The organism is Allobosea sp. GW821-FHT03A12 (assembly GCF_058986765.1).
In genome coordinates this window covers 393039-419481 of sequence record NZ_JBYSVZ010000004.1, presented here as the reverse complement: position 1 = coordinate 419481, position 26443 = coordinate 393039, and the positions used below count along the sequence as shown (strand labels likewise).

The window sequence follows — 26443 nt, the reverse complement described above, 5'->3', positions numbered from 1 at the left end:
ATGTCCGAAGCCCCGATCCCGACCAGCCAAGCCCCGGTCAATGGCTCCTCAGCCCCGCCTTCGGCCGATCAGCTCGCCGCCATCAATGAGCTGACGACACGCATGGTCGCGTTCAGCGACAATCAGTTCGAGGAGCGGCTGCGCCTCACGGAGGCCGTCCATGCGGAAATCGGCCGTGGTGGCACGGGCTGGGACGCGCTCAATGCCAATCCAGCGATGCTTGCAGCCCACGCCCAGGCGCGCGCGATGTCGGATCAGTCTGGCGATGCCGCGCCTGCTGGCGCGACCCCTGCGGCCGAATACTCGGTGTTGCGGCCGGAGGCCTTCGCTGATCACGACGAGCGCCAGGCGTTCGGCGAGGCCATGTCGGCGGCCGGCCTGGATGTCCGGGTAATCCAGAGCCTCGTGCCTGATGTCGCCGGCGATCGATATGTGACCGAGGCGATCCGCAAGGGCGAAGCTGGCATTGAGGCCCGGCTCCGCGAGGTGCGCGGCTTCTTCGAGCGGAATGGCCAGATGGAAGGCCTGCGGCTCGCGGTTGCGTTCGGCGAACACCTCGTGACCAAGCAGCCGAAGCTCGCCGCGACCTGGGATGCTGCGATGCTCTCCGAGAACGCGCTGTTCACGCTGGCTAGCGAGGCACGGCGGCTTGGATTCTCTGCGCCCGCGCGCCGCTGACCACAGGACGGGATGCGAGCGACAAGGCTGGCGCAACGGCGCTGCCGAATCGCACTTCAATGTGATTAGAATGCGCACAGCGATGGGAGCCGGCTGTGCGTAAAATAAACCCAGCAGATGTGAAAAGCGACTTTGATCAGCAATTGACTGCATTGAACGCTTTCTATGCTTCCGGAATAGAGAAATTCTCGGGGGACGCTGAACGATCTACGTTCATCGAGAATTGCATGCTTGTTATTGCGGTTGCGTGGGAAGGTTTCGTCAATGATCTATTTATCGCTTACATCAACCGTAACCCAGACCGATTTAAGCAACATCTGCGAAATGCTCTGGATCAGCACCTCTTAGACGCACTAAAGCCGAAAAAGATTTTCAGTGAATTTGGAGTTTTGCGGATACCGACGCACTTGAGCAAAAAGCAAATCCAGGACTTTGCAGACGATGCTGGAAGCAACATAACATTCTCAAACTTTGAAAAACTCGAAGAGAAAGCAGGCTCTTGGCTTGTTGAAAACGATGCTCGGCGGTTCCAAAATCTATCGGCTCAACAGAAGGCGATTATTGATGCCGTCGTTGCCTTGCGCAATCACATTGCTCACCGTAGCGACATGTCGTTCAAGAATATGAATACTAAGCTAGACAGAGGGCCTTTGCACTTGGTCAGCTTGCGAAGAGGCAATAAGAAAGTCGCGAAAGTTGGTGCTTGGCTGAAGGCAAAGCCGCCCGGCCGGCAAACAATTCGTTTCTCAATGTTTCTCACCGAACTGAAGGCAATCGGCGCATCCGTCTAGACGGACTTCCGCTCGGCCGACGCGGGAGTTTTGCGACAAGTCCCGTGGCGTGAGCGATGTCATCGCGCTGAAGGGCTTCGCTGATTGCGTGGTGCAGTCGATATCGGGGCATATCGGCAGCATATCCACGGCTGAGGTATCCCCTAGCTAGCCGCCTAATCACATCGGGAGCCAATGGCTCTCCCCTGCGGCGCAAGATTGCCGCGGCGGCCGCATACTCTTGCCCGTTGCCGGCAGCCATTAGCCGGACCATCTGCTGGAGAATTTCAGGCTCGCCTCGTGCCAGGTATGTCGGTTTGCCTGCCACCGGCCCCCGCTGGCCAGCGGAGGCCGGTCGTTTCCACTTGGCCATGGCCCGCTGCTGAGCTTTGCTCGGGAATAAGACCGAGAGCGGCTTGCTCTGCCGCCCGCGCGGCCGGAGCGGCTCTGGCGGCTTCCCGTGGGGCTCGTATGCCGCCAGTGCGAAAAGCAGATCGAACAGCGGGCGCACCGCCATGGGGGAAGCTCTTCGTTCGATCTCCGCCCTGAGCACCGTTCCCGTGGCGACAAGCAGTCTGTCGCGCTGCTCCCATGTCAGCGGCGGCATGCGCTCATTGGCATCTCCGTCATGCATCGGGGCGCACCTTGCTCACGAGCGACAGGACATGGTCGGCCCAGCCATCGGCCGCCGCGCGCCGCTCGTCCCAGTATTCGTGCCGCTGGTAAACCCCGACAATGCCTGCATGCGTCCCGCTGCCGTGGTTCAGCAACTTCTCCACGACCTGCACCGGCACCGCGCGCTTCGCGCAGCCGGTCGCGAAGGTGCGCCGCAGATCGTGCATGACCCACGGCTTCATGGGATCGGCCGGGCGGCCAGCTTCAGCCGCCGCTTTCGCGAAGATGTCGGCCGCAGCGGTACACAACCGCTCGAATGACTTGTTGAAACCGGAGAACGGGGACGAGCCCGTTGTCGTGAACAGGAACTCGGGCTCGGCTGGCGTGCCGTCCTCTGCCGCTCTGGCGATCCGGGGCAGGCCCGTGATGAGATCAAGCGCGGCCTGGCTCAGCGGGACGATGTGCTCGCGGTCACTCTTGGCCCGCTCGCGCGGGATCGTCCATGCTCGCTCGACAAGGCCGAACTCCGGCCAGCGCGCGCCAAAGACTTCGGACCGCCGCTGCCCGGTCAGGATGAGCATGCGCACGCCAGCGCCGAACGGGAACCCGGCGGCCTCGGCGGCCTCCCACACCGCAGCGAGTTCCGCGTCGCTGAGGACACGATCACGCGCGGTTTCGGCGTGTTTGGGCTTCAGGCCGGCGGCAGGCGAGCGGTCGAGAATGTCCTCGTCAACGCACCAGTTGAACAGCTTCCGCACCGCCGCCAGAAGCCGATTGGCCGCGACTGGGTGGCCACCTGCGGCAACCGCGCCGATGGCCGCGCTGATGTCGCGCTTTTCAACCGACCGGATGTCCCGATCCTGCCAAGCCGCGAGCGGCCCGGCCGTGAGCAGCCGTTCCGTGGCCTTCCATGTGCGGTTCTTGGGGCGGGCATGCTCGGCAATGAAGCGCTCCACCACCTTCGCGAAGCGCACGCGCACCGTCTCGGCCTCGGCCCGCTGGCGCTCCTGCTCATCCTCCCGCTGCTTCGCTTCCGTCTCGCGGCGTTTGGCCTTGTCCGTCTTCGGTTCGCCGCCCTTCGCAACTTCTCCGATCAGCGCTTCGGCCTCCTTCCGCGCCTGGTCCAAGGCCAGCGCCCCGTGCCGCCCGAGCGTGAAGAAACGCTGCTGCTTGTTGACGCGTAGTTTGAGGATGTAGACCCGGTCCTTCGCCTGCCGCCGAACGCCAAAGCCCCTCGTCACGGTGTCCCATATGACCGCGCCGGGCGGCATCTCATCCACGAGCGTTTTTGTCAGTTTGGCCTTGGCCATTTGTGCCGCCTTGCGTTGGTAGCTACCATTTAGCTACCACAAGCGCAGCAACATGCAATATCGCGGCGAAACAAAAACGATAATATTTCAAATGCTTTGTCAGGGTGACGCATCACCCAACAACACGGCGAAAGGTGCTAAATCTGACTTTTAATCATGTGGTCGAGGGTTCGATCCCCTCCCCGCTCACCATCGCAAAGTCGCAAGCGACGCTCCTGCCTTCGACCATGGGGGAAACCTCGAGCACCCCGTTTCCCAGGCTTCGGTAAGAGCACTGCGGCGAACGCCCAAGTCACCTCGGCCTCGGTTTCCGACAGTCTCTAGATATCGATCAGGGTCTCGGAGGGGATGATCCACGACTTCGGAGTCGGCGCCCAGGTCATCACGTAGTTGTTGTTCTCGCCCGTCACGATGTGTTCGGCACCGAGCGCATGGAGGATCTCATGGGCGCCGCGCACGACCAACGCGCGGTGGGACAAGCCAACTCTCGATCTCAACGGCGCCCAGCACAGGCGGGTGCCGTTCAGGTTCTCTCCGACCGTACTCTCGTCCAGGGCGCGCAGATTGCGGCCGTAGAACAGCGTTACACCGGTCGTCTGGTGAAAACGTTCAAGGTCGCGCCAAGTCACGGCCTGCTCACCCGGTGGGGGCTGTTCCGCACTCTTGAGGATGAAGAGCGGCTTGTCGGGATCGATGGCGAAAGTCGGCCCGCCGCGGTAGCTGATGCGCGGCTCGACGCGAATGGTGATCGGCAGGCAGAGCAGGTTGGTCTGCGGCGTCAGGATCAAATTGATCCAGTTGAAGACATTCATGGCATAGCCTTTGAAGTCGTCCACGCTGTTGCTCGGTCCGAGGTAGACGGCGTTCAGATGGAACGAACTCCTGGCGCGCACCGGTATGCGTATGAAGCCGCGGCGGACACCTCCGACGAAATAGGCCAGATCGGTCGTGCCGGCCCGGCGACCGAGGATCGTCGCGAGGTAGCGCCGCTCGGCTCCCGCTTCGCGTTGCAGATCGACCACCAGTGCGATCGTAGGGTCATCCGACACGAGCTGGAGATCGCCGGGGGCGTCATAGGACAGGCGTAGAGTCCGGGTCAGACCGAGCGGGATCATCTGGTGGACCGGCACCTTGTCGCTGATCAGCGTCCAGTTGCCGCTGTCGCCATGGCGCGCCAGCCTTCGACGGCTGAAGCCGTTCATGTCGCACTCGCCGCGTAGGCTGCCATGCGGCGGGCGAATGTCGACCTTGCCGGCGGACTGACGCTGCTCGAGCACCAGCATTTCCTCATCGAGCGCTGCGATCGTCATCTTGCCGACGACGTTGTCGGCCTTGTTCTGTCGCTGTGGGGCGACGATGTTTCGCTTCGTCTTGAATTCGAGCACCGCGGCCGAGGTTTCGGGATCGTAGCGGCCGCTCACCATCAGCCGAAAGTCTTCGCCGCCCGGCAGATCACGCAATTTGTTGAGGGATTGCTGGATCAGACTCACATGGTCGCCCTGGCTGCCGGGCGTAACATGCGCCGGATCGCTGACCAGGCACTGCTCCAGCTGGGCGTTGCGCTTCGGTTGCGTGAAATGTCGTGACTGCAGCGGCATTGCAAACCGACTCCATTCGCCATCGACGGCTCTGCCGCCGGCCTGCAAAGGTTCTCCCGATGCGCTGGAGACCACATCCTCCGAATGAATGAGGAGATACCGCCCGCCTTACCCCAGCCGGCTGACAGCTCCACCGCGGCGCATCGGACGCTTGCCCCACTGTTCAGCAGGACCGAATCCGCCATAGCCCGGCGCGATCTCTCCGGCGTAGCCATCGAGCTCCCAGCAGCGCCAGCGCTGGTATTCGGCTGCTGTCGTCCCTTCCGAGCAGACGCGCCATTGCGAGCGCTGCCAGAAGGCCGCAGCGGGGGCCGTCATTGCGATCATGCCGAGTGCGGCAAGGCCGAGAAGCGTGAGATTCCTGCGCATCCTGTCAGGCTCCGGGCCGTGGTGGCCAGCCGCCAGCAAAGCGCGCAGGCCTTACCGAAGCGCTAAGCCGGCCTCGTCGCTTTCCATCCGAATCCGTCAAACGGCAGGCGCATGCTCCCCATACGCGAACCAAAGTGCCGTTTCCGCGTTGTCCAATCATCCCGCAAACGCGGACACGATAGGAGGACACCCATGTACAAGCGTCACGTTGCATTGACGGCTATTGGCGGCGTCATGCTTGCCGCAGCTGCCGTTGCGCAGACCTCTTCGCCCTCGAACCAGCCGCCGAGCCCGCAGCCGACCGCGCCCGCGACGAGCGCGCCGGCCACTCCGGCACCGGCGGCCGAAACTGCCAAGGCTCCTGAGAACAACCTCGCCGGCCAGGGCAAATGGCGGGCGTCGAAGCTGATGGGCGTCGACATTTACGGTCCCGACAACAAAAAGGTCGGCGACGTCACCGAGGTGGTGTTCGACAAGACTGGCAAGATCGAGATCGTCACGGTCGGCGTCGGCGGCTTCCTCGGCATCGGCACCAAGGATGTGGCGATCCCGTTCGAGCAGGTGCAGTGGAGCGAGGAGCCGATGGTCACCCCGGCCCCTGCCCCTGCCGGCGGAACCGGAGCCGGCGGCAGCACCGCGATGAACGCACCGCCGACCGCCAAGAAGGGCCCGGAAATGTATCCGGACCACGGCAAGATCACGATGACCAAGGAGCAGCTCACTTCCGCTCCGGCCGTAACCTACGCCGCCCGCTAAGGACAAGCCGACAAGGCTTGGCACAGGCCCGCCCTTCCAGGGCGGGCTTTTTTTTCGCAAGCGCAGCGTTCAGCGGCGGAGCTCCGCCAGCAGGCCGGGCAGCGCCTCCGGCAGGTCGTCTGCGATCAGGCCCATGCCGCGCTCTTCGCCGGCGCGCCCATGCACCCAGACGGCAGCGCAGGCCGCCTCGAAGGCCGGCATCCTCTGCGCCAGCAATCCGGCGACGATCCCGCCGAGAACGTCGCCGGAGCCGGCCGTCGCCAAAGCGGGAGAGCCGGTGCCGTTGATCGCACCGCGTCCATCGGGCGCCGCGATGACGGTGTCCAGGCCCTTGAGGACGACGACCGCGCCCAGCAACCGGGCGGCACGGCGCGCCCGTTCAAGCTTGCCGCGTTCCGGTTCGAAGCCCGCGTCACCGGCGACGAGGCGCTTGAACTCGCCCTCATGCGGCGTCAGCACCGCCGGCCCCGCACGCCGTTGCAGCAGATCCGTAAAGGCCGGCCGTTGTGCGCCGATATGGGTGAGCGCGTCGGCATCGAAGACGCAAGGATGGTCGCTGCGCAGGGCGGCCGCCACCCAGGACCGCGCTTCGTCGTCGAGGCCGAGCGCAGGCCCGATCAAGAGCGCGTCGACCCTGCCGGCCGAAAGCATGGCCTCGAAGGCCGCGGCGCCCGCCGCGCTTCGTTGCATCAAGGCGTCCGGGCCGCGTGCCGCATGCGCCGCCAGCGCCTCCGGCTGGCAGATGATCGTCGCCAGCCCCGCGCCGCTGCGCAGAGCCGCACGCGCGCCAAGCCGCGGCGCCCCGACGCCGGACAGCCCGCCTGCCGCGATTGCAACCGCACCGCGGGCGTATTTGTGGACATCTGCGCGATGGTCCGGCCAGTGAGAGAGCCAGAGTTCCGGGGCGTTGCGGAAGCTCGAGGGCGTGATCCCGCCAGGCGCGAAGACGGTCTCGGGAGCAATGCTGATATCGGCCAGGGTGACGACGCCACAGAGTGTCCGGCCAGGATGAAGCAGATGGCCAGGCTTCATCCGAAAGAAAGTCACGGTCTCGTCGGCGCGGATGGCGGCGCCGTCAGTGAGCCCGGTATCGCCGTTGACCCCGCTCGGCACGTCGACCGAAACCACGGTCCGTCCGGCTCCGTTGACCTGCTCGACCAGTGCCGCGAGCTCGCCCGAGAGCGCCCGGCTGAGGCCGGCACCGAACAAGGCGTCGACCACGAGGTCATGTCGGGCCGGATCGATTCGATCTATTGTCGCGACCGGGCCGGTCCAGGCTTGCGCCGCCAGCGCGGCGTCGCCCTTCAGGGCAGCGCGCTCGCCGGCGAGCGCCAGCGTGACCCGGCAGCCGCGCTCCGCCAGGAGGCGGGCCGCGACGAAGCCGTCGCCGCCATTGTTGCCGGGGCCGCACAGCACGAGGACGCTCTGGCCGGGGCGGATGCGGCGCGTCACGGCATCGGCCGCCGCCCTGCCCGCCTTGTCCATCAGGACAATGCCCGGAGTGCCGGCGGCGATTGTTGCCGCATCCGCCGCAGCCATCTCGGCGACGCTGAGCAAAGCGAGGGGCGAGAGATCGGCAACCGTCGTCATGCGCGGATTGTCCGCTGGCTCGGGCGATGAGGCAAGGATGCCGGCGATTTCCTCGTTTGCACTCATGATGGGCATCTGCATAATTTTTGGACGGTTTTTCGCCTCTTCAAGAGGCGGTTTGCCCTGGGGGGCGTCATGGCGGCCGGGCAGCGCCGATGCTATGAGCAGCACAGGCGAGGTTTTTACTGGACGCGCCGAGGTTGATCCGCGCCGACCGAGATGGTCAGAACGGAAAAAGGCTGCGTACAGTGGTCGAAGGTCACGCCAAGGAGGTCGGTCGGCGCATGAAGAAGATCGAAGCGATCATCAAGCCCTTCAAGCTCGACGAGGTGAAGGAGGCGCTGCAGGAGGTCGGCCTCCAGGGCATCACGGTGCTCGAGGCGAAGGGCTTCGGCCGCCAGAAGGGCCATACCGAGCTCTATCGCGGCGCCGAATATGTGGTCGACTTCCTGCCGAAGGTGAAGATCGAGATCGTGCTGGCCGACGACATGGTCGAGCGCGCGATCGAGGCGATCAAGAAGGCCGCCCAGACCGGCCGCATCGGCGATGGCAAGATTTTTGTATCGAGCGTGGAGGGGGCGATCCGCATCCGCACCGGAGAATCCGGCGCAGACGCGATCTGATTATTCCCAACACCCAAGGAATGCGTGCGCCGGCGGAGTGCCGCAGGCAACGTCTGTCGTGAGACCCTAGCAGTCGACAAAGGAAGTCGTGAGATGAAGAACGCCAAAGAGGTCCTGAAGGCGATCAAGGACAATGACGTCAAATACGTCGACTTCCGCTTCACCGATCCGCGCGGCAAGTGGCAGCACGTCACCTTCGACGTCTCGATGATCGACGAGGAGATTTTCGCCGAAGGCACGATGTTCGACGGCTCCTCGATCGCCGGCTGGAAGGCGATCAACGAGTCCGACATGCTGCTGATGCCCGATCCGTCGACGGCCTGCATCGATCCGTTCTTCTCGGCCTCGACCATGGTCATCAACTGCGACGTGCTCGAGCCGGCGACCGGCGAGCCCTATAGCCGTGACCCGCGCGGCATGGCGAAGAAGGCCGAGGCCTATCTGAAGTCGACCGGCATCGGCGACACCGTCTATGTCGGCCCGGAAGCCGAATTCTTCGTCTTCGACGACGTCAAGTTCTCGGCCGACCCGTACAACACCGGCTTCAAGCTCGACAGCGTCGAGTTGCCGATCAACGGCCAGACCGAGTACGAGGGCGGCAATCTCGGCCACCGCATCGCGATCAAGGGCGGCTACTTCCCGGTCCCGCCGCAGGATTCGGCGCAGGACATGCGCGGCGAGATGCTCGCGGCCATGGCGGCGATGGGCGCCAAGGTCGAGAAGCACCACCACGAGGTCGCCTCGGCCCAGCATGAGCTCGGCCTGAAGTTCGACACGCTGACCCACATGGCCGACACCATGCAGGTCTACAAGTACGCCATCCACAACGTCGCGCAGAGCTACGGCAAGACCGCGACCTTCATGCCCAAGCCCGTCTATGGCGACAACGGCTCGGGCATGCACGTCCACCTGTCGATCTGGAAGGGCGGCAAGCCGCTCTTCGCCGGCAACAAGTACGCCGACCTGTCGCAGGAGTGCCTGTGGTTCATCGGAGGCGTGATCAAGCACGCCAAGGCGCTGAACGCCTTCACCAACCCGTCGACCAACTCCTACAAGCGTCTGGTCCCGGGCTATGAGGCGCCGGTGCTGCTCGCCTATTCGGCGCGCAACCGCTCGGCTTCCTGCCGTATTCCGTGGACGACCTCGCCGAAGGCCAAGCGCGTCGAGGTCCGCTTCCCCGATCCGATGGCGAACCCCTATCTCGCCTTCGCCGCGCTGACGATGGCCGGCCTCGACGGCATCCTCAACAAGATCGATCCCGGCCCGGCGATGGACAAGGACCTCTACGACCTGCCGCCGCGCGAGTTGAAGAAGATTCCGACCGTCTGCGGCTCGCTTCGCGAGGCGCTCGACGCCCTCAAGAAGGACAACGCCTTCCTCAAGGCCGGCGGCGTCTTCACCGACGACTTCATCGAGAGCTATATCGAGCTCAAGATGCAGGATGTGGCGCGCTTCGAGATGACGCCGCACCCGGTCGAGTTCACGATGTACTATTCCTACTGAGCAGGGCTCCGGCCGGGCTTGGCCCGGACAGGATTTCCTCCTGGCTGCGGCGATCCGCAGTCCACCTTCCAACCGGGGCGGAAACGCCCCGGTTTTTTGTTGATGCGAGCAGCGCGAGCCAAGTCGCGCTGCAGGCGGCTCAGAGATAGCGGTTGTGGCCGAAGGTGACGCTGCCGACGGCGGTGGCGAGGTCGTTACCATAGTCCGAAGTGCCGACACGGTTGATCGTCGTTCCCGTGAATACGGTCGGCACGATGCCGCCGAGGCTGGCGCCGTTGACGATGTTGCCGGAGACCACGACGGTGCGGCCGATGTTGGCGACAGCCTCGTTGGAGACGCCGATGCCGATCGGCGCGTTGCGGACCAGATTCCCGGTGACGACGAGCGCACGGGCGGCCGTGTTGATGCCGGCCTGGATGCCGACACGTGCCGCGCCGTCGATCAGATTGCCCGAAACCACGCAGTCCTGCTCGACGACGATGGCGTTTCCGATCGTCGAAGGCGGGTAATAGCCGGGATCGGGGATCGGATTGTCCATGACATTGGAGATGCGGTTGCCCTCCACGATGACGCTGCGCGAGACGCCGTCACTGAACTGGCCGGAATTGGCGACGAGGATGCCGCCGCCGACCGTGTCGAGGCTGTTGTTCGAGACGATGCAGCCGGTCAGGTCGATCCCGGCGCCGGGCGCCTCGATGAAGATCGCCGCTTCGCGCGTGTTGTAGATATTGTTGTTGCTGACATTGTGCAGCCCGCCGCCATTGCAGCGGATCGCCGAGAACTTCGTGCTGAAGATCTTGTTGTCGGTGATCGAGACGCCGACCGCCCGGAAGACGCTGATGCCGTTGCCGTTCTGCCCGGTGCCTCCCGCCACGGTGTCGATACCGTTGATGAAGTTGCCGGTGATGGTCGAGCTGTCGCCCGTGATCGTATCGCGCCAGATGGCGATCCCGTTGTTCTGCATTCCGGCAATGGTGTTGTTCAGCGCCTTGATCTGGGCGTTCTCGCTCCAGATCCCGACCGAATGGTTGCCGAAGTAGCAGGCGCGGAAGACGGCGCCGGACGAACTCGCGACATAGGCGCCGATGCCCGGCGAGTTGAGGACCTGACAATTCTCGAACGAGATGTCCTGCGCGTTGCTGGCAATAGCAATCAGAGCCGGGCGGCCGGACACGTAGTCGGACAACGCCCGGTTCTGCCCATCGAAGGTGATGCCGTCGAAATGGACCTGGTTCTGGCCTTCGATCCGCAGGAACGTATTGGTGCCGTTGAAACGCAGCGCCACCGATCCGGGCATCGCCCGCACGAAGAGCGGTCGACCGCCGCCATTGCTGGGAAGAGCCGTGGTGGTAGGAGAATCATAGACGCCGGGCTGGAAAAACAGCGGCCGGTTCTGGCTGCGGGCATAATCGAAGACCGTCTGCAGATTCGTGAACGCGGTCCAGCCGGCGCTCGCAGCGGCCGTGCGCGCCACGACGGTATCGTCAAACAGGGCAAAGGAAGGCATAGGCTTCTCCTGAACGAAATATCGAGAACATAATAGGAACATATCTAGGATATAATTCCTTCCCTTTCAAGGTCGACGCTCTCTTGCATTGTACGGTGGCAGACTCCCGCCGGGCGGCCAGCCGCAACCACAGGTTAAATGTTCCGTAGAGGATCGCTGCTAAGGCTGCGCGCTCTGTGATCTCAACGAACGAGCCGGCCATGCTGAGGATCAAAGAGACGCGCGCGAGCTATGCGATCCGGCGCGCCTACGATCTGCTGGCCAAGGCGATCGTGCCGGGCAGCCGAAAACACCTGCCCCCTTTGCCTCGGTTTGCCGTGATTCCGACCGACTATCTCGGCGTTTCCATCATCGGGAACGGCATCTATGAGCGCCGCGAGATCGAACTGCTCAAGGCCATATTCCAAGCTCGGAATCTGCAGGACACCGCCTTCCTCGACATCGGCGGCAATATAGGAAATCATTCCGTATCATTGGCAGGATCGTTCGCGGAGGTGATCGCCTTCGAGCCCAACCCTCCCATCGCATCGCTGTTCAAGACCAATCTCCTGCTGTCCGGGACCGCCAATGCCCGCCTGCACGAGGTCGGGCTGGGGCGGGAAGACGCCGAGCTTCGCTTCTCGTTGCTCCAGGCTGGCAATGACGGCAGCGGCAGCTTCGCCTCGGGCAAGGGCGACATCGTGCTGCCTGTGCGCCAGGGCGACCGCTATCTGGCGCAGCACGAACCGGAGATCGCGAGCGGCGCGAAGCGGATCGGCTTCGTGAAATGCGATGTCGAGGGTTTCGAGGCCGACGTCTTTGCCGGGCTGCGCGAGACCTTCGCCCGCCATCGCCCAATCCTCACTTTTGAAAGCAACCACAAGCCGGACGGCGAGAAGGCCTGGGCCGAGCTGCGCGCCGCTGGCTTCGACACCCTCTCATGCCTGCGCGAAACCGGTGACGATGGCAGCCGCCCGCTTCAGGAAATGAAGCGGCTGGTTCTCGGTTACTCCTGCTGGGCAGAGAAGGTCGCCAGCATTCCGGACAGGCGCTGCAATCTGGTGGCGAGCTTCGGCCCGCTGGAGGCGGCCGCCTGACTCAACGCAAGCTTAGGAAAGCTGTGCGATAGACGGCGCCTACCCCTTCGCACGACGGCAGGTGCATGCACTCACCCTCTCCCGCCCCCTCCGTCGTCATCTTCGGCTCGGCCAGGCCCGTCACCTGCGCGGTGATGGACTATGCCTACCGGCTTGCCGGCGCCGTCAACGCGCTGCGCCCGGGCCTCGTCGCGGTCCGGACGATCGAGCCGGAGCGGCCGACCGCCTTCGTCGGCGCCATCGCCGAAGAACTGCGCCGGGACCGCATCGTGCATCTGCAATTGCCGATCGAAGGCTGGGGCAACAGCCTCGTGCCGGGCTCGGCGCTGATGGCGGCGCGATTGCTGACGCGCAAGGGCCGCATCGCCATCACCCTGCACGAATGGGCCTCGCTCAACCGCCTGCGCTATCTCTCTATGGTGCCGGACATTCTGGCCTGCGACGGCTTCGTCTTCGTCTCGCCGCAGCAGCGCGAGAGCTTCCTGAAGACGCCCTTGGTCGGTGCCGCGAAGAAGCAAGCGGCGCCGGTCATCCCGATCGGCCCCAACATCATGCCGGCCCGGATCGATCCGGAGCGCGTCGCGGCGGAGCGGGCGAAACTGCGCGGCAGCGGCGCAAGCGAAGCCGATGTCGTGATCGGCTATTTCGGCGTGCTCTATGCCAGCAAGCGGCCCGATGTCCTCCTGCGCACGACGCGGGCGCTGCATGAGCGTGGCGTCAAGGCACGTCTGCTGATCTGCGGCGATTTCCTCTGGGACAAGCCGAAAGACCGCGAGGCGTTCTTGGCGCTCGCCAGTGAGCTCGGCGTCGCCGACTGGCTCGATTTCCGCGGCCGGATCGACGACGAAGGCGAGCTGATGGCGACGCTCTGCGCCGCCGATGTCTTCCTGCTGCCATTCACCGACGGGATCAGCACACGGCGCGGCAGCTTCCAGGCCGTCAGCCAGCTGGCGATCCCGCTGGTCTCGACTGAAGCCGAGCGGCAGGACGAGTTCGCGCTCGCCCCGGCCCTTAAGGCGAAGATCGACAATCCGGCGACGGTGCTCTGTCCGGTCGATGCGCCGCCCGAGCGCTTCGCCGACGCCATCCTCGCGGCGCAGGCCCGCAAGGCGGTGGCGATCGGCGTCGACCTCGCCAGACTGTGGGACGAGGCCGCCCTCGCCCATCTCAGCTTCTATGACGGCTTGAAGGCGCCCGCCTGAGCAGTGCGGCGGAGCGCTCAGCGCAGCGCGACGATCGCCAGGCCGATCAATGCGACGATGGCAGCGGCCCACCAGAGCCGGCGCATCTGCTTGCTCTCGGCATCGTGCCGCGTCTCGAGGCCGGACAGCTCCTCATAGGCGAAGGCCTCGCCTGCAAAACGCGCGGCCCGCTCGAGGCCGGCGATGCGGATCTTGGGTACTGCGGAACGCGACGCCACGTGACCTTCCCCCCTCTGGCCAGCTTAGCCGAATGCGCTGTCGGGACCAGTCCCGATTCGCAATCGCGATGATGAAACCGGGGCCCTTAACGGCTGCTGAACCGGCGAACGCGGGCCAAGGTTCCGTGGCCCACTGTGCCATCCCAGGATGACGGTTCAGCGACGGCGTCGCTCATCCTGACTTCCGGCGACGATCCGATCGGTTTATTGCGGAGAAGCGGCGGGTTATAGGGGCTCCGGCAGGCGGCCGGCGGGCCGATACGATATCCTGCAAGACAAGCGAATCAGCGAGTGCGGTGACGATGACGGACGATCTCTTCGGCGAGGATGGCGGCAAGGAGATGCGCGAGGAATCGCGTGCGCCCGCCCCTGCGCCGAAGCCGGCTGCGCGCCCCGCTCCGCCGCCGCGCAGCGGCACGCCCTCCGAGGCCGGCTACGATGCCTCCGCGATCGAGGTGCTCGAAGGGTTGGAGCCGGTGCGGCGCCGGCCGGGCATGTATATCGGCGGCACCGACGAGCGGGCGCTGCACCACCTCTTCGCCGAAGTGATTGACAACGCCATGGACGAGGCGGTCGCCGGCCATGCCAGCTTCATCGATGTCGAGCTCTTCGCCGACGGTTCGCTCGCGGTGACCGATAATGGCCGCGGCATGCCGATCGATCCGCATCCGAAATTCCCGGACAAGTCGGCGCTCGAAGTGATTATGACGATCCTGCATGCCGGCGGAAAGTTCGACTCCAAGGTCTACGAGACCTCGGGCGGTCTGCACGGCGTCGGCGTCTCCGTCGTCAACGCGCTCTCCGACCTAGTCGAGGTCGAGGTCGCGCGCGGCCAGATGCTCTATCGCCAGACCTTTTCGCGCGGCCTGCCGCAGGGGCCGCTGGAGACCGTCGGCCGGGCGCCGAACCGGCGCGGCACCCGCGTGCGCTTCCATCCCGACGCGCAGATCTTCGGCGAAGGCGCGCATTTCGTGCCGGCGCGGCTGTTCCGCATGGCGCGCTCGAAGGCCTATCTGTTCGGCGGCGTCGAGATCCGCTGGCGCTGCGCGCCCTCGCGGTTGCAGCCGGAAGGCGATGTCGCAGCCGAGGCGGTGTTCAAGTTCCCAGGGGGCCTGCGCGACTATCTCGCCCGCGAGATCGAGGGCAAGGATCTCGTCGCCGAGCCGATCTTCTCGGGAAAGGTCACCAAGGACGGCGGCCATGGCTCGCTCGAATGGGCGGTGGCCTGGCTCGCGACCGGCGAAGACGGCTTCTCTTCCTCCTACTGCAACACCATCCCGACGCCCGAAGGCGGCACGCATGAGCAAGGCCTGCGCATCGCCCTGCTGCGCGGCCTGCGCGACCATGCCGAGCGCATCGGCCAGTCCAAGCGCATGGCGCAGGTCACCGCCGACGACGTGATGGCGACCTGTGCCGCCATGCTCTCGGTCTTCATCCGCGAGCCGGAATTCCAGGGCCAGACCAAGGACAAGCTGGCGACGCTGGAGGCGGCCCGCATCGTCGAGAACGCGATACGCGATGCCTTCGACCACTGGCTCGCCGCCTCGCCGCAGCAGGCGCTGAGGCTGCTCGACTGGTCGGTCGACCGGGCCGAGGAGCGCCAACGTCGCCGGCTCGAGAAAGAAGTCTCGCGCAAGACCGCGACCCGTAAGCTGAGATTGCCCGGCAAACTCGCCGATTGCAGCAATGCCGGCGCGGCGGGCTCCGAGCTTTTCATCGTCGAGGGCGATTCCGCCGGCGGCTCGGCCAAGCAGGCCCGCAATCGCGCCAATCAGGCGATCCTGCCCCTGCGCGGCAAGATCCTCAACGTCGCCAATGCGACGCGCGAAAAGCTCAACGCCAACCAGCAGCTCGCCGACCTGATCCTGGCGCTGGGTTGTGGCATCGGCAGCCAGTTCCGTGAAGACGACCTGCGTTACGAGAAGGTCATCGTGATGACCGACGCCGATGTCGACGGCGCCCATATCGCCTCGCTCCTGGTTACGTTCTTCTGGCGCCAGATGCCGCGCCTAATCGAGAAGGGCCATCTCTATTTGTCCGTGCCGCCGCTCTATCGGCTGCGGCATGGCACCAAGTCCGTCTATGCCCGTGACGATGCCCATAAGGACGAGCTGATCGAGACTGTGTTCAAGGGCAAGAAGCCGGAGATCGGCCGCTTCAAGGGCCTGGGCGAGATGATGCCGGCCGAGCTCAAGGAGACCACGATGGACCCGAGCAAGCGCTCCTTGCTCAAGGTCATGGTCGACCACGAGGCGAAGGAGGAGACCTCCGACACGGTCGAGCGGCTGATGGGCAACAAGCCCGAGGCACGCTTCCTCTTCATCCAGGAGCGGGCCGCCTTCGCCGGCGAGCTGATCGACCTGTGAGATTGGGCCCGGCAGGCTTGCGTGCCGGGCTCCCCCGCAAGCCTGCCGGGCTGCTTCAAATCATGCGTGCGCTCATCCTGCATGCATGCCGACCGATCCGCACGACACCGACCATGATACCGTCCAGCGCCGCAGCCCGCCGGCCCCTCTCTGGCCCCTGAGCGCATGGGCGAGCCTCCTGCCTCTCCATCTCGACGCGATGCCTTGGCCGCGGCCCAGACCTCGCTCTGGGCCGATCTCGAGATCTTCCACGCCATCGCCTCGACGGGTGGTCTCGCTCTGGCAGCGTCTGCGCTCGGATTGAGCGAGACGACGGTCGCGCGGCGCCTGAAAGCCTTCGAGGCGCGGCTCGGCCTGCCGCTGTTCAAGCGCGGCGCCAACCGGCTGATCCCGACCGATATCGGGCTTGCGCTCGCTGCAGATGCGGCCGCCGCCGCCGAGGCCGTCGCGCGCTTCGAGACGCGGGCGAACGCCGCCCGTGCCCGCGACGATGCCCCGGTGCGCATCACGGCGACGACCTCGATCAGCCTGTTCCTGACCCAGCATGCCGCCCGCCTCTCGGCTGCTGCGGGTGGCATCGAGATCGTCATCATCAGCACGCGCGAGCGCCTCGACCTGGCCCGCGGCGAGGCCGAGATCGCGATCCGCATGCGCAAGCCGCCGGCAGATGCCGGCTATTTCGGCCAGAAGGTCGGCAAGCTGGCCCAGGCTTTCTATGTCCGGCGCGACGTCGATCCGGCGACCGCGCCGGTGATCTCGGTCAGCCGGGACGTCTCCTCGCGGATCGAGCAGCACATCCTCGCCTGGGCGGCCGGACGGCCGATCGCCGCCCGCGTCGGCGATTCCGCCGCGCGCTATGAGAGCATCCGCTCGTCCGGCGCGGTCTCGATGGCGCCCTGCTTCCTGGCCGATGCCGATGCGGGGCTAGTCCGGCTGGAGGAACCGCCCGAAGCGACCGCCGACGAGATCTTCCTGGTCTCGCATGAGAGCAGCCGGCAACGGCCGGCGGTGCTGGCCGCGCTCGATGCCTTGCGCGCGTTGTTCCGCGAGCATCGCGGCAGGCTGGAAGGCAAGCGCTGAAGAGCTGAGCGCCTCTTCAGTCACGACGTCTGGATGCCGAGATAGAGGCAGTAGAACGGCATCGTCCAATTGTGCATGTAGTCGTATTCGCCGTCGGTCTTCAGGCGGAAATTCGCCCACTCATTGCGCCAGCGGCCGACAGGCAGGAAATCCGAGCCCGGCAGCGGCGGCCCCTGCGAGGTCACGCCGCTGCGGAACAGCCGCTTCTTGCCCTTCGAGATCGCCGGCCGGGTCTGCGGCACAGGATCGATGGCATAGCTCGCGGCGATGTCGAATTGCTTCTCGGCGTGCGAGACGAACTGGTTGTGGTCACCGATGCCGCTCGAAAATGTCATCGTCTCCAGGGTGTTGAACGAGAAGGCGCCGTCGGTGAGATCGCTCATCTCGGTCAGCACCTGGCGCAGGAAGGCCGCATCCTTGGCGAAGGGCCCGAGCTCGCCGCCGGCGGCACCGGAGCGGACGATCTGCATGTAGCCGAGATTGCGCTTTTGCGCCGCGAGCGTCTGGGCGCCCCAGCGATTGACGACGTGATTCAGCAGCACATAGTCGATCAAGGGCTTCGACAGCGGGTTGGTCCAGTTCAGCGCCGCGAGCCGGGCCCGCGTCTTCGGCCCCTGCCCGCCGAAGCCGTGGCTGATGCAGATCAGCAGGCGATCCGGTTTCACTTGCGCCGGCAGCAGCAGGATCACCGCGCGCTCGATGCCGTCCTTGTTGCGGGCGGCGAAGATCGCGAGCCGCCCGGTCGTCAACGGCATGACCTGGAAGTCCAGCGGTGGGCCGCCGGCTCCCTGCTTGTAGGTGGCGGTCTGAATCACGGAGATAGGCGGAATGACCTGTGTGATCAGGTTGTTGGCCGATGGAAAGGAGCCGAGGATCTGGTCGGTGACCAGCCTGACCGCCGACGGCTTCTTGGGAACCGGCATCGGTGGCGGCACCGGCAGGATGTTGTTGAGGTTCTTGAGCAGGTTCTCGAGCAGCTGCACCGTCAGCGGACCGACGACGCCGTCCTTCTCGAGTTGGTTGTTGCCCTGGAATTCCAGCACACGGCCATGGGTCCGCGTGCCGAAAATGCCGTCGACGACGAGCTTGACGAGCCGCGTCGGCAACAGATTGAGCTGGCTCTGCAACAGCCGGACCGGCTCGCCTCGGGCACCCAGTTTCAGCATGCGACGCCCCTTTGACCGTGACGACCATAGGCTATCCCAGCGTAAGGTGTTTATTCGCAACAGGCGACGTCGATCTGTTCCTGAGACGCTTCACTAACCAAGTTTTTACAGCCGTCGTCGCATGCTCTGTCTGTCGGCGCCTGGCGCCTTTTGCTTTCCGGAGTTCCGCGATGCGCCACGTCATCGCCTTCCTGCGCAGCCAGCGCGGCAGCATGGTCGCCGACGTCGCCAAGGCCGGCGCAGCGATCGCCTTCCTCTCCGTCATTGCCGCCAATTTCGTCTCGAGCCGCACAGCACAGCTCGATCGCGACGCGATGCGCCAGGTCGCCCAGGCCGCAGCCAAGGGCCAGGCGGTCGATCCGCTGGTCACGGGCTCGATCGTGAAGCGCGCCAACGAAACGAAGCTCGATCCCTGCGTCGTTCCGCGCTGAAGCTCAGCCGAGCCAGTCGAGCAGAGCCGCGGTGACGATCTCCGGCGCTTCCAGCGTCGATAAGTGGCCGCAGCCCGGTATGTCCAGATAACGTGCCTTCGCACCGATGCCGCCGGCGATCTCGCGCGCCTCGTCAGGCGGCGTGATCGCATCCTCCGCGCCAACGACGACCAGCGTCGGGACAGATATCGTCCCGAGCACCGGCCGGGCGTCGCTCCTGCCCATGATGGCGCGCTGCTGGCGGATGAAGCCTGCAGGCCCGACTGCTTCCGCCATCGCCCGCACCTCCAGCCGCAGCGCCTCATCGGCCAGCCGGTCGGGCGCGACCAGCTTCTGCCAGAGCAAGGTCACGACATTGTCGAAGGCGCCCTTTCCCGCCAGAGCGATCATCTGTTCGCGCGGCGCATTGGTCTCGGACGTCGGCGGCTTGGCGGTGGTGTCGAGCAGAGCGAGCCGCGTCACCCGCTCCGGCGCGCGCCGCATGACTTCGAAGGCGACATAGCCGCCCATCGACAGCCCACACAGCGCAAAGCGTTCCGGCGCGGCCGCCAGCAGGCGCTCGACCATGGCGGGCATCGTGTCGTCAGTGGTGTTGTCGGCGACCAGAATCTGCCGCCCCGGTGCCAGGGCCGGCCATTGCGGAGCATAGAGCGCCGGCGTGCAGTTCAGTCCCGGAATCAGGACGAGTGGCTCCGGAATCTTCGCCTGCATCGCAGCCATTCTTCATCAACCTAGCTAGAATGTTGACTTTGCCCTGTTTTTTCTGCATTGCACGGGCGTCCGAAGGCGCGCAACCCAGCAAAGTCGCGCCACCGTTGCGGTCGATCGGTCATCCCGCCACGTGTCCCCGACCCTTGAGAAGCGCAACCATCGATGTCTTTTGCCGAACTCGGCCTGAGCGATAAGGTTCTAACCGCGGTCTCGACCGCCGGCTACACGACGCCTACCCCCATCCAGGCCCAGGCTATCCCCCACGTGCTCGCCCGCAAGGACGTGCTCGGCATCGCCCAGACCGGCACCGGCAAGACCGCGGCCTTCACCCTGCCGATGCTGACCATCCTGGAGACCGGCCGCGCCCGCGCCCGGATGCCGCGCACGCTGATCCTGGAGCCGACGCGCGAGCTCGCCGCGCAGGTCGAGGAGAATTTCACCCGCTACGGCGTCAACCAGAAGCTTTCGGTCGCGCTGCTGATCGGCGGCGTCTCCTTCGGCGACCAGGATGCCAAGATCACCCGCGGCGTCGACGTGCTGATCGCGACGCCCGGCCGCCTGCTCGACCATGTCGAGCGCGGCAAGCTGCTGCTCACCGGCGTCGAGCTGCTCGTCATCGACGAGGCCGACCGCATGCTCGACATGGGCTTCATCCCGGACATCGAGCGGGTTTGCAAGCTTGTTCCCTTCACGCGGCAGACCCTGTTCTTCACCGCGACGATGCCGCCGGAGATCACCCGGATCAGCGAGCAGTTCCTGCACAATCCGGTTCGCATCGAGGTCGCCAGGCCGGCGACCGCCGCCGCGACCATCACGCAGCGCCTGGTCGCCTCGCACAACCAGGACTACGAGAAGCGCGACACGCTGCGCCGGCTGATCAAGGACGCCAAGGATCTTCAGAACGCGATCGTGTTCTGCAACCGCAAGCGTGATGTAGCAACGCTGCACAAGTCCCTGCAGAAGCACGGCTTCCCGGCCGTGGCGCTGCATGGTGACATGGACCAGTACGCCCGCATGGCGGCGCTCGACTCGTTCCGCACCGGCGAGAATCCGATCCTGGTCGCCAGCGATGTCGCGGCGCGCGGCCTCGATATCCCCGCCGTCAGCCACGTCTTCAATTTCGACGTACCGACCCATGCCGAGGACTATGTCCACCGCATCGGCCGCACCGGCCGTGCCGGCCGCGAGGGTGCCTCCTTCACCATCGTCACCCGCCATGACGACAAGCTTCTCGCTGCGATCGAGAAGCTGACCGGCCAGAGCATCGAATGGGCCGGGCCGGGCCTCGAGAGCCTGCCGGCAGCCGAGCCGCGCGAGGAGCGCCGGGGCCGCCGCGGCGATGACCGAAAGGGTGGCCGCCCCGCTCGCGGCGGGCGCGATGGCAAGCCGTCGCGAGGCGAGCCGAGAAGCGAGCGCGCTCGCTCCGAAAGCCGGCCTGAACGAGCCGAGGTGGAGGCTGCGCGCAGCAACGAGGCGCCGCGCTCGCCGCGCCGTGAGGAGACCTCCGGCAATGGCGCGCCACACGGCAACCGTGGCCGTTCGTCCCGTCGCGACGACCTCGACGACGGCCCGCAGGTCAAGGGCCTCGGCGACCACGTCCCTGCCTTCCTGCTGCGCCCTGTCCGCGTCGGCTGAATCACGGCTCCTGGCAACCTTGCATTAACTCCGCCTGTCCTACGGTCAGGCGCGTAGCGGGCGCGGAAGAATTTCGCGTCCGGCGGGGACAGGACGTCATGACCAATAGCCGCTCAGGCTCGCCGCAGGCTCACGACCTCGCCGAACAGGTCGTCGCAGCGATGCGACAGCATTATTCCCCTGGTTATCCGCGCGCTTTCGAAGTCTGGTACGCCCATCTCAGCGGCGAGATGCCGGCGCTCAGCATGGCGATGCAGGCCGTGATCGCCGCCAGCAACGGCGAGGTCGGCGCCGCCGACATCGATACGCTTTACGAGAAGTTCGTCAGCACCGACCGCTTGTCGCGCCAGGCAGAGCGCACCAGCCTGCAGGTGCTCGCCGAGATCGAGAGCATGATGGCGCTGGTCGACCGGGCGCTCACCTCCAGCGAGCAGTATCACGGCCGGCTCTGCGCCATGTCGGAGGAGGTTCCCCCTTCGGCCGATCGACAGAAGCTGCGCGAATGGGTCGAGGCGCTGGTGCTGTCGACCCGCGAGGAAGTCGCGCGCAAGACCCAGCTCGAAGGCCAGCTGCGCGAGAGTGCGCACGAGATCCGCAATCTTCGCGAGGCGCTGGAATCGACGCGCGCCGAGGCTCTGACCGACCCCCTCACCGGCCTCGCCAATCGCCGCCATTTCGAGGAGATGCTGCAGAAGGCGATCGATCAGGCGACCTTGCGGCGCGAGCCCTTCGCGCTGGTCATGGCCGATATCGACTTCTTCAAGCACTTCAACGACATGCACGGTCATCTGACGGGCGATCAGGTGCTGCGCCTGGTCGCCAGGACGATGAAGGACAAGTTCAAGGACAAGGCGATCATCACCCGCTTCGGCGGCGAGGAGTTCGCGATTATCCTGCCCGAGGCCGATGTCGTCGCCGGCAAGTTCGGCGCCGAGACGGTGCGTCAGGCACTGCTCACCCGCGAACTGGTCAAGCGTTCGACCAATGAGAGCTTGGGGCGGATCACCATCTCGCTCGGCGTCTCGGTCTATCGGCGCGGTGACACGGCGAGCTCGATCGTCGAGCGGGCCGACAACGCCCTGCTGCAGGCCAAGCGCGACGGTCGCAACCGCACCGTCACCGAGGACGCGGTCCAGGACGCGGCGAAGGTCGCCTGAGCGGCCGCTTCTTCTTGAGCGCCGCTTCGCGCGCGGCCGCCAGCGCGAGCTCGGTGTAGCGGCGCAGCGCCTCATCGTCGTCGAAGGCAGCAGCCGGCAGGCGCCAATAGCCGGTTTCGCGCTCGCGGCTACGTGCGGCATAGCGGAATGGCTCGCTGCCGGCCGCCATGAAGTCCGGCCGGGTCGCTTCCGTCGTCTTCAGGAAGATCTCGCCATCGTAGGCGAGCGCGAACATCGCCTCATCTGAGTAGACGCCGAGCCCGCCGAACATGCGGCGTGTGCGAACCGCAAGCACCGGCGCGAACAGCTCCGCGACGGCAGCAGCGTCCATGGCGGCTACTGCGCCGCCAGCGCGGTTTCCGAGCGCGGCTTGATCTCGACTGATTCGCCGCAGCCGCAGGCCGAGACCTGGTTCGGGTTGTTGAAGACGAAGGTCGAGGAGAAGCGGTCGGTCTTGAAGTCGAGCTCGGTGCCGAGCAGGAACAGCACCGCCTTGGCATCGACGATCACGGTCGCATCCTTCTCGGTCACGACCTCGTCGCCCTTCCCGACCGCCCGCGCGACCTCGAAGGTGTATTCCATGCCGGCGCAGCCGCCCTTCTTGACGCCGACGCGCAGGCCGAGCGCGGGCGCCTCGGCATCGTCGCGCGCTGATTGCGCCATGATCTCGCGAATGCGCTGAGCGGCGGCATCGGTCAGCGAGACCACCTTCAGGCCGGGTATCGAAAACATTCCTCGTCCCTCCTCGACCGGATTCAAGGTCCGGTGAAAACAGGATTGCTGACAGCAACATAAGGATTGGTGAGCGCAACGTCGAGATGCACCGGCCGGGACGGCGCCATTTGCTTGCGTCCATTGCATGCGGCGCACGCCCGTGCACTCTGCCGGGACCGTTCAACATCCGACAGATGGCCATGACCTCGTATCGCCTGCACCGGCCCGACGCGCTCCGTGCCCTCACCCGCGCCATGATCATCGCCGCAGGCTGGAGCGAGGACGAGGCGAAGGAAACCGCCGAGCATCTGGTACTCGCCAATCTCAGCGGCCATGACAGCCATGGCATCGGCATGCTGCCGCTCTATTTCAACTCGCTCGCCGACGGCAACCTGAAGCCGCAATCCAAGCTCAGCATCCGCACCGAAGCGGGCCCCTTCCTGATCGCGGACGGCAATGTCGCGCTCGGCCAACCGACGGCCCGCAATGCCGTCGACCGCGCCATCGCGATCGCGCAGGTCGGCGGCGTCGCCGTGCTCAACCTGCTCGATTCCCACCATATCGGCCGCATCGGCCACTATTCCGAAGTCGCGGCGGCTGCCGGGCTGATTTCGGTGTTCTGGGTCAATGTCGCCGGACGTCCGCCGATCGTCGCGCCTTTCGCCGCCAAGGAGGCTCGCTTCGGCACCAATCCGATCGCCATCGGCCTGCCGGTGCCGGGCGGCGAGCCGCTGATCCTCGACTTCGCCACCAGCCGCATGGCGCATGGCAAGGCCCGCGTCGCCTTCAACAAGGGCATCGATGTGCCGGAAGGCTACATCATCGATGGCGAGGGCCGCCCGACCGTCGAGCCGAGGCATGTCTTCCCGCAGGAAGGGCTGCCGCTCGGCGCGCTGCTGCCCTTCGGCGACCACAAGGGCGCCGGCCTCTCGCTGATCGCCGAACTGCTCTCGGCCGGGCTGATGGGCGCCGCCCGCATCGACGAGAAGCCACACAAGACCTGGATCATCAATTCGCTGTTCGGCGTGCTGATCGATCCGGCCCGGCTCGAACCCGATGCCGGCCTCCGGCAGCAGCGGATCGAGAGCTATCTCAAATTCGTCCGCGCCGCCGAGCCACAGGATCCGTCCCAGCCCGTGCTGGCGCCCGGCGACAAGGAGCGCAGGACACGGATCGAGCGCGAGCGTGACGGCATTCCGCTCGACGACGAGACCTGGTCACAGATCGTCGCCGCCGCGAAGACCCATGGCGTCGACGCCGAGAGTTTCTGACGATCAGGCGCCGGGCTGCTCGCGATCGCGGGTATGCTGCTCGGCGCCCTTCTGGTGCGCCAGCCAGGGCTCGCGGCGGATGGTCCAGAGCTCATAGGCCGGAACCAGCGCGCTCGGCAGGCTGTCCAAGGTGCCGAGCTTGATCTCGATCTCGTCGGAGCCCTCCGCCCAGCAGAACAGCGGAGAGCCGCAGGCCAGGCAGAAGCGCTCGCCGCCCGCACGGCTCTGCCAGCAGCCGAGTTCGCCGGATATGGTGGCGCCGGCTCTGGACCAGATCCCGAAATAGGAAAAGGCCGAGCCGGAGCCTTTCCGGCAGGTCTCGCAATGGCAGATCCCGGCGCGGATCGGCTCGCCGTCGAGCTCGTAGCGGACCTGTCCGCAATTGCAGCCGCCCGAAAGTTTCACAATCGCCTCACCTTGGTTTGCCGGTCACCAGTGCCTGACCAACCGTGATCGGCCCGGCCGGTTCCCAAGCGAGGCAGTCTGACATCGCCTTAGCCCCGATGACCAGCGTCGGGCCGCTTCACTCCGGCAGGCCGGCCTTGCGAAAGCCGTCGACGAAGCGCTCGCGCAGGGCATCGTCGCGGAAAGGCTCCATCGTCGCCCAGTGGCGGATGCTGAAATCCGGATTGCCGACCAGAAAGAGCTCGGCCTCCGCACGCGCCTCGTCGAGTTGGCCGAGCTGGGCAAGGCTCGCGGCCAGGAAACGGCGCGAACTCGTCCGGTGCGTCTCGTCACGGCGCAGCGCCTCGACTGCGGCCCCGTACTCCTCGGCCGCATAGAGCGCCTGGCCGAGCGGCAGATAATACCAGCTTGCCGGAAAGGGATTCAGCCGGAAGGCCTTGCGGATGTGCTCGAGGCCTTCCTCGACCCGCCCGGCCAGAACGGTGATGTCGGAGAGCGCCGCCCAGGCATCGGCCTCGTTCGGATCGAGCGCGAGCGCCTTGGCGAATTCGACGTCCGCCTCGGCGAAACTGCGCTCATAGGCGAGCAGATAGGCCAGCGCCCAGCGGCAGCCGGCGTCGTTGGGATCCAGCGCTACGGCCTTGCGCGCGAGTTCCAAAGCGATGCTGCGGGACGCCTCTGTCGGGCCACCGGAATGCACCCAGCCCATCCAGTGATTCAAGGCGAGCCAGCGATAAGCATCGGCATAATCCGGATCGAGCGCGACCGCGCGCGTCAGCAGCAGATGCGCTTCCTGCGCCGCTTGCGGCGTGTCGTCCATCAGCCGGCGCGCACGGACGCATAGATCATGGGCGTCGAGGCTCTTCGGCCGCTGACGTGGTGGCGGGGTGCGCAGTCGGCCAAGCAAGGCCTCGATGATCCGGGCTGTCACCTCATCCTGGACGGCGAAGATATCGTCTAGCCTGCGGTCGAAGCGTTCTGCCCAGAGATGGTCGCCACTCGATGCATCGATGAGCTGGGCGTTGATGCGCACCCGCCCGGCGGCGGGCCTGACGCTTCCCTCCAGCAAGTAGCGCACGCCGAGTTCCTCGGCGATCTCGCGCACATCCCTTGCCTTGCCCTTGTAGGCGAAGGCGGAATTGCGAGCGATGACGAACAGCTCAGCGGTTCTCGACAGGTCGGTGATCAGGTCCTCGGTCAGCCCGTCCGCGAACGTCTCCTGCTCTGGATCGTTGCTGACATTGACGAAGGGCAGCACGGCGATCGACGGCTTGCTCGGCAGTGGCAAGGGCTTCCGCTGCGAAGGGCCGAGCTGCGCGACCTCCCCCGCGAAGCGGTAGCCGACCCGCGGGATCGTGGCGATCCAGTCGCCGCCGTCGGCACGCGTGCCGAGCAGCTTGCGCAATTGCGCGATCTGGACGGTGAGATTGCTTTCCTCGACCGCCAGTCCCGGCCAGCCTGCATCCAGCAATTCAGCCTTGCTCAGGATGTCGCCGGAGCGTGCCACAAGCGCCCCGAGCAGCTTCAGGCCGCGATAGCTGGCGCTGACAATCACATCGTTCTCAAGGAGCGTTCCCGCACTCGGATCGAGCACGAAAGGGCCGAAGGCGAAGCGCGATCCCTGCATAGGCCAAATCCATAGCCCGTTTGGAAGTTTTTGGAACTCTTCGGGCGGGCTTAAGGACCGCACTG

Annotated in this window: 25 protein-coding genes; 13 read left to right on the top strand and 12 right to left on the bottom strand. The window is 65.6% G+C overall.

The features are described from left to right. Complete coding sequence (locus tag AC3WLC_RS16255; RefSeq protein WP_493684954.1) at positions 1-678, top strand: hypothetical protein; 678 nt, start codon at positions 1-3, stop codon at positions 676-678. Positions 679-773: 95 nt separating this feature from the next. Next, complete coding sequence (locus AC3WLC_RS16250) at positions 774-1469, top strand: HEPN domain-containing protein (RefSeq protein ID WP_493684953.1); 696 nt, start codon at positions 774-776, stop codon at positions 1467-1469. A gap of 605 nt (positions 1470-2074) precedes the next feature. Here AC3WLC_RS16250 and AC3WLC_RS16245 read toward each other — a convergent pair. The 3 genes from AC3WLC_RS16245 to AC3WLC_RS16235 all read right to left on the bottom strand — a co-directional run bounded on the left by AC3WLC_RS16245 (position 2075) and on the right by AC3WLC_RS16235 (position 5340). Further along, positions 2075-3373 carry a tyrosine-type recombinase/integrase gene (locus tag AC3WLC_RS16245; protein WP_493684952.1) on the bottom strand — a complete coding sequence of 433 codons (1299 nt, stop codon included), beginning with the start codon at positions 3371-3373 and terminating at the stop codon, positions 2075-2077. 320 nt (positions 3374-3693) lie between these two features. Continuing rightward, positions 3694-4971: a peptidoglycan-binding domain-containing protein gene (locus AC3WLC_RS16240; RefSeq protein WP_493684951.1), complete on the bottom strand. Its 1278-nt coding sequence runs from the start codon at positions 4969-4971 to the stop codon at positions 3694-3696. Between the two features lie 108 nt (positions 4972-5079). Beyond that, on the bottom strand, positions 5080-5340 hold the full coding sequence (locus AC3WLC_RS16235) for a hypothetical protein (protein WP_493684950.1): 261 nt from the start codon (positions 5338-5340) through the stop codon (positions 5080-5082). Between the two features lie 192 nt (positions 5341-5532). On the opposite strand from AC3WLC_RS16235, the gene AC3WLC_RS16230 reads away from it, so the two are divergent. Next, a complete protein-coding gene (locus tag AC3WLC_RS16230; RefSeq protein WP_493684949.1) occupies positions 5533-6096 on the top strand; it encodes a PRC-barrel domain-containing protein in 564 nt (187 codons plus the stop codon). Between the two features lie 69 nt (positions 6097-6165). Here the strand turns inward: AC3WLC_RS16230 and AC3WLC_RS16225 are convergent, their stop codons facing one another. After that, positions 6166-7686 carry an NAD(P)H-hydrate dehydratase gene (locus AC3WLC_RS16225; RefSeq protein ID WP_493685395.1) on the bottom strand — a complete coding sequence of 507 codons (1521 nt, stop codon included), beginning with the start codon at positions 7684-7686 and terminating at the stop codon, positions 6166-6168. Positions 7687-7970: 284 nt separating this feature from the next. Between AC3WLC_RS16225 and AC3WLC_RS16220 the strand changes: the two genes are divergently transcribed. Continuing rightward, positions 7971-8309 (top strand): P-II family nitrogen regulator, encoded by a 339-nt coding sequence (locus tag AC3WLC_RS16220; RefSeq protein ID WP_057192756.1) that lies wholly within the window; start codon positions 7971-7973, stop codon positions 8307-8309. Between the two features lie 93 nt (positions 8310-8402). Further along, positions 8403-9812: a type I glutamate--ammonia ligase gene (glnA, locus tag AC3WLC_RS16215; protein WP_137880731.1), complete on the top strand. Its 1410-nt coding sequence runs from the start codon at positions 8403-8405 to the stop codon at positions 9810-9812. A gap of 139 nt (positions 9813-9951) precedes the next feature. Here glnA and AC3WLC_RS16210 read toward each other — a convergent pair whose 3' ends face one another. Continuing rightward, positions 9952-11319, bottom strand: a complete 1368-nt coding sequence (locus AC3WLC_RS16210) for a TIGR03808 family TAT-translocated repetitive protein (protein WP_493684948.1) — start codon at positions 11317-11319, stop codon at positions 9952-9954. Positions 11320-11519: 200 nt separating this feature from the next. Between AC3WLC_RS16210 and AC3WLC_RS16205 the strand changes: the two genes are divergently transcribed. Together AC3WLC_RS16205 and AC3WLC_RS16200 are read left to right on the top strand one after the other, a co-directional pair. Then, positions 11520-12395: an FkbM family methyltransferase gene (locus AC3WLC_RS16205; protein ID WP_493684947.1), complete on the top strand. Its 876-nt coding sequence runs from the start codon at positions 11520-11522 to the stop codon at positions 12393-12395. 65 nt (positions 12396-12460) lie between these two features. Next, complete coding sequence (locus AC3WLC_RS16200) at positions 12461-13597, top strand: glycosyltransferase (RefSeq protein ID WP_493684946.1); 1137 nt, start codon at positions 12461-12463, stop codon at positions 13595-13597. Positions 13598-13614: 17 nt separating this feature from the next. Here the strand turns inward: AC3WLC_RS16200 and AC3WLC_RS16195 are convergent, their stop codons facing one another. Continuing rightward, positions 13615-13815 (bottom strand): hypothetical protein, encoded by a 201-nt coding sequence (locus tag AC3WLC_RS16195; protein ID WP_493684945.1) that lies wholly within the window; start codon positions 13813-13815, stop codon positions 13615-13617. A gap of 302 nt (positions 13816-14117) precedes the next feature. On the opposite strand from AC3WLC_RS16195, the gene parE reads away from it, so the two are divergent. Both parE and AC3WLC_RS16185 read left to right on the top strand, forming a co-directional pair. Next, on the top strand, positions 14118-16181 hold the full coding sequence (parE, locus tag AC3WLC_RS16190) for a DNA topoisomerase IV subunit B (protein WP_493684944.1): 2064 nt from the start codon (positions 14118-14120) through the stop codon (positions 16179-16181). Positions 16182-16385: 204 nt separating this feature from the next. Next, positions 16386-17261 carry a LysR family transcriptional regulator gene (locus tag AC3WLC_RS16185; RefSeq protein WP_493684943.1) on the top strand — a complete coding sequence of 292 codons (876 nt, stop codon included), beginning with the start codon at positions 16386-16388 and terminating at the stop codon, positions 17259-17261. A 20-nt stretch (positions 17262-17281) separates the two neighbouring features. Here AC3WLC_RS16185 and AC3WLC_RS16180 read toward each other — a convergent pair whose 3' ends face one another. Continuing rightward, a complete protein-coding gene (locus AC3WLC_RS16180; RefSeq protein WP_493684942.1) occupies positions 17282-18427 on the bottom strand; it encodes a peptidoglycan-binding domain-containing protein in 1146 nt (381 codons plus the stop codon). A gap of 170 nt (positions 18428-18597) precedes the next feature. Here AC3WLC_RS16180 and AC3WLC_RS16175 point away from each other — a divergent pair, with 170 nt between their 5' ends. Further along, a complete protein-coding gene (locus AC3WLC_RS16175; protein WP_493684941.1) occupies positions 18598-18858 on the top strand; it encodes a hypothetical protein in 261 nt (86 codons plus the stop codon). 3 nt (positions 18859-18861) lie between these two features. On the opposite strand, the gene AC3WLC_RS16170 is transcribed toward AC3WLC_RS16175, so the two are convergent. Beyond that, positions 18862-19569 (bottom strand): alpha/beta fold hydrolase, encoded by a 708-nt coding sequence (locus tag AC3WLC_RS16170; protein WP_493684940.1) that lies wholly within the window; start codon positions 19567-19569, stop codon positions 18862-18864. A gap of 162 nt (positions 19570-19731) precedes the next feature. Here AC3WLC_RS16170 and AC3WLC_RS16165 point away from each other — a divergent pair, with 162 nt between their 5' ends. Both AC3WLC_RS16165 and AC3WLC_RS16160 read left to right on the top strand, forming a co-directional pair. After that, positions 19732-21204: a DEAD/DEAH box helicase gene (locus AC3WLC_RS16165; protein WP_493684939.1), complete on the top strand. Its 1473-nt coding sequence runs from the start codon at positions 19732-19734 to the stop codon at positions 21202-21204. 98 nt (positions 21205-21302) lie between these two features. After that, positions 21303-22361, top strand: coding sequence for a GGDEF domain-containing protein (locus AC3WLC_RS16160; protein ID WP_346360118.1), 1059 nt, complete (start codon positions 21303-21305; stop codon positions 22359-22361). On the opposite strand, the gene AC3WLC_RS16155 is transcribed toward AC3WLC_RS16160, so the two are convergent. Both AC3WLC_RS16155 and AC3WLC_RS16150 read right to left on the bottom strand, forming a co-directional pair. After that, entirely contained in the window at positions 22321-22692 is a 372-nt protein-coding gene (locus tag AC3WLC_RS16155) for a TfoX/Sxy family protein (RefSeq protein WP_493684938.1), read from the bottom strand. The two genes, AC3WLC_RS16160 and AC3WLC_RS16155, sit on opposite strands and share 41 nt — an antisense overlap. Positions 22693-22697: 5 nt before the next feature. After that, positions 22698-23093 (bottom strand): HesB/IscA family protein, encoded by a 396-nt coding sequence (locus tag AC3WLC_RS16150; protein WP_493684937.1) that lies wholly within the window; start codon positions 23091-23093, stop codon positions 22698-22700. A 176-nt stretch (positions 23094-23269) separates the two neighbouring features. Between AC3WLC_RS16150 and AC3WLC_RS16145 the strand changes: the two genes are divergently transcribed. Continuing rightward, positions 23270-24346, top strand: coding sequence for a malate/lactate/ureidoglycolate dehydrogenase (locus AC3WLC_RS16145; RefSeq protein ID WP_493684936.1), 1077 nt, complete (start codon positions 23270-23272; stop codon positions 24344-24346). 3 nt (positions 24347-24349) lie between these two features. On the opposite strand, the gene AC3WLC_RS16140 is transcribed toward AC3WLC_RS16145, so the two are convergent. Both AC3WLC_RS16140 and AC3WLC_RS16135 read right to left on the bottom strand, forming a co-directional pair. Continuing rightward, on the bottom strand, positions 24350-24754 hold the full coding sequence (locus AC3WLC_RS16140; RefSeq protein WP_493685394.1) for a GFA family protein: 405 nt from the start codon (positions 24752-24754) through the stop codon (positions 24350-24352). 115 nt (positions 24755-24869) lie between these two features. Next, the gene (locus AC3WLC_RS16135) at positions 24870-26378 is read right to left on the bottom strand and encodes a winged helix-turn-helix domain-containing tetratricopeptide repeat protein (protein WP_493684935.1); all 1509 of its coding nucleotides are present in this window, start codon (positions 26376-26378) and stop codon (positions 24870-24872) included. Positions 26379-26443: the final 65 nt, after the last annotated feature.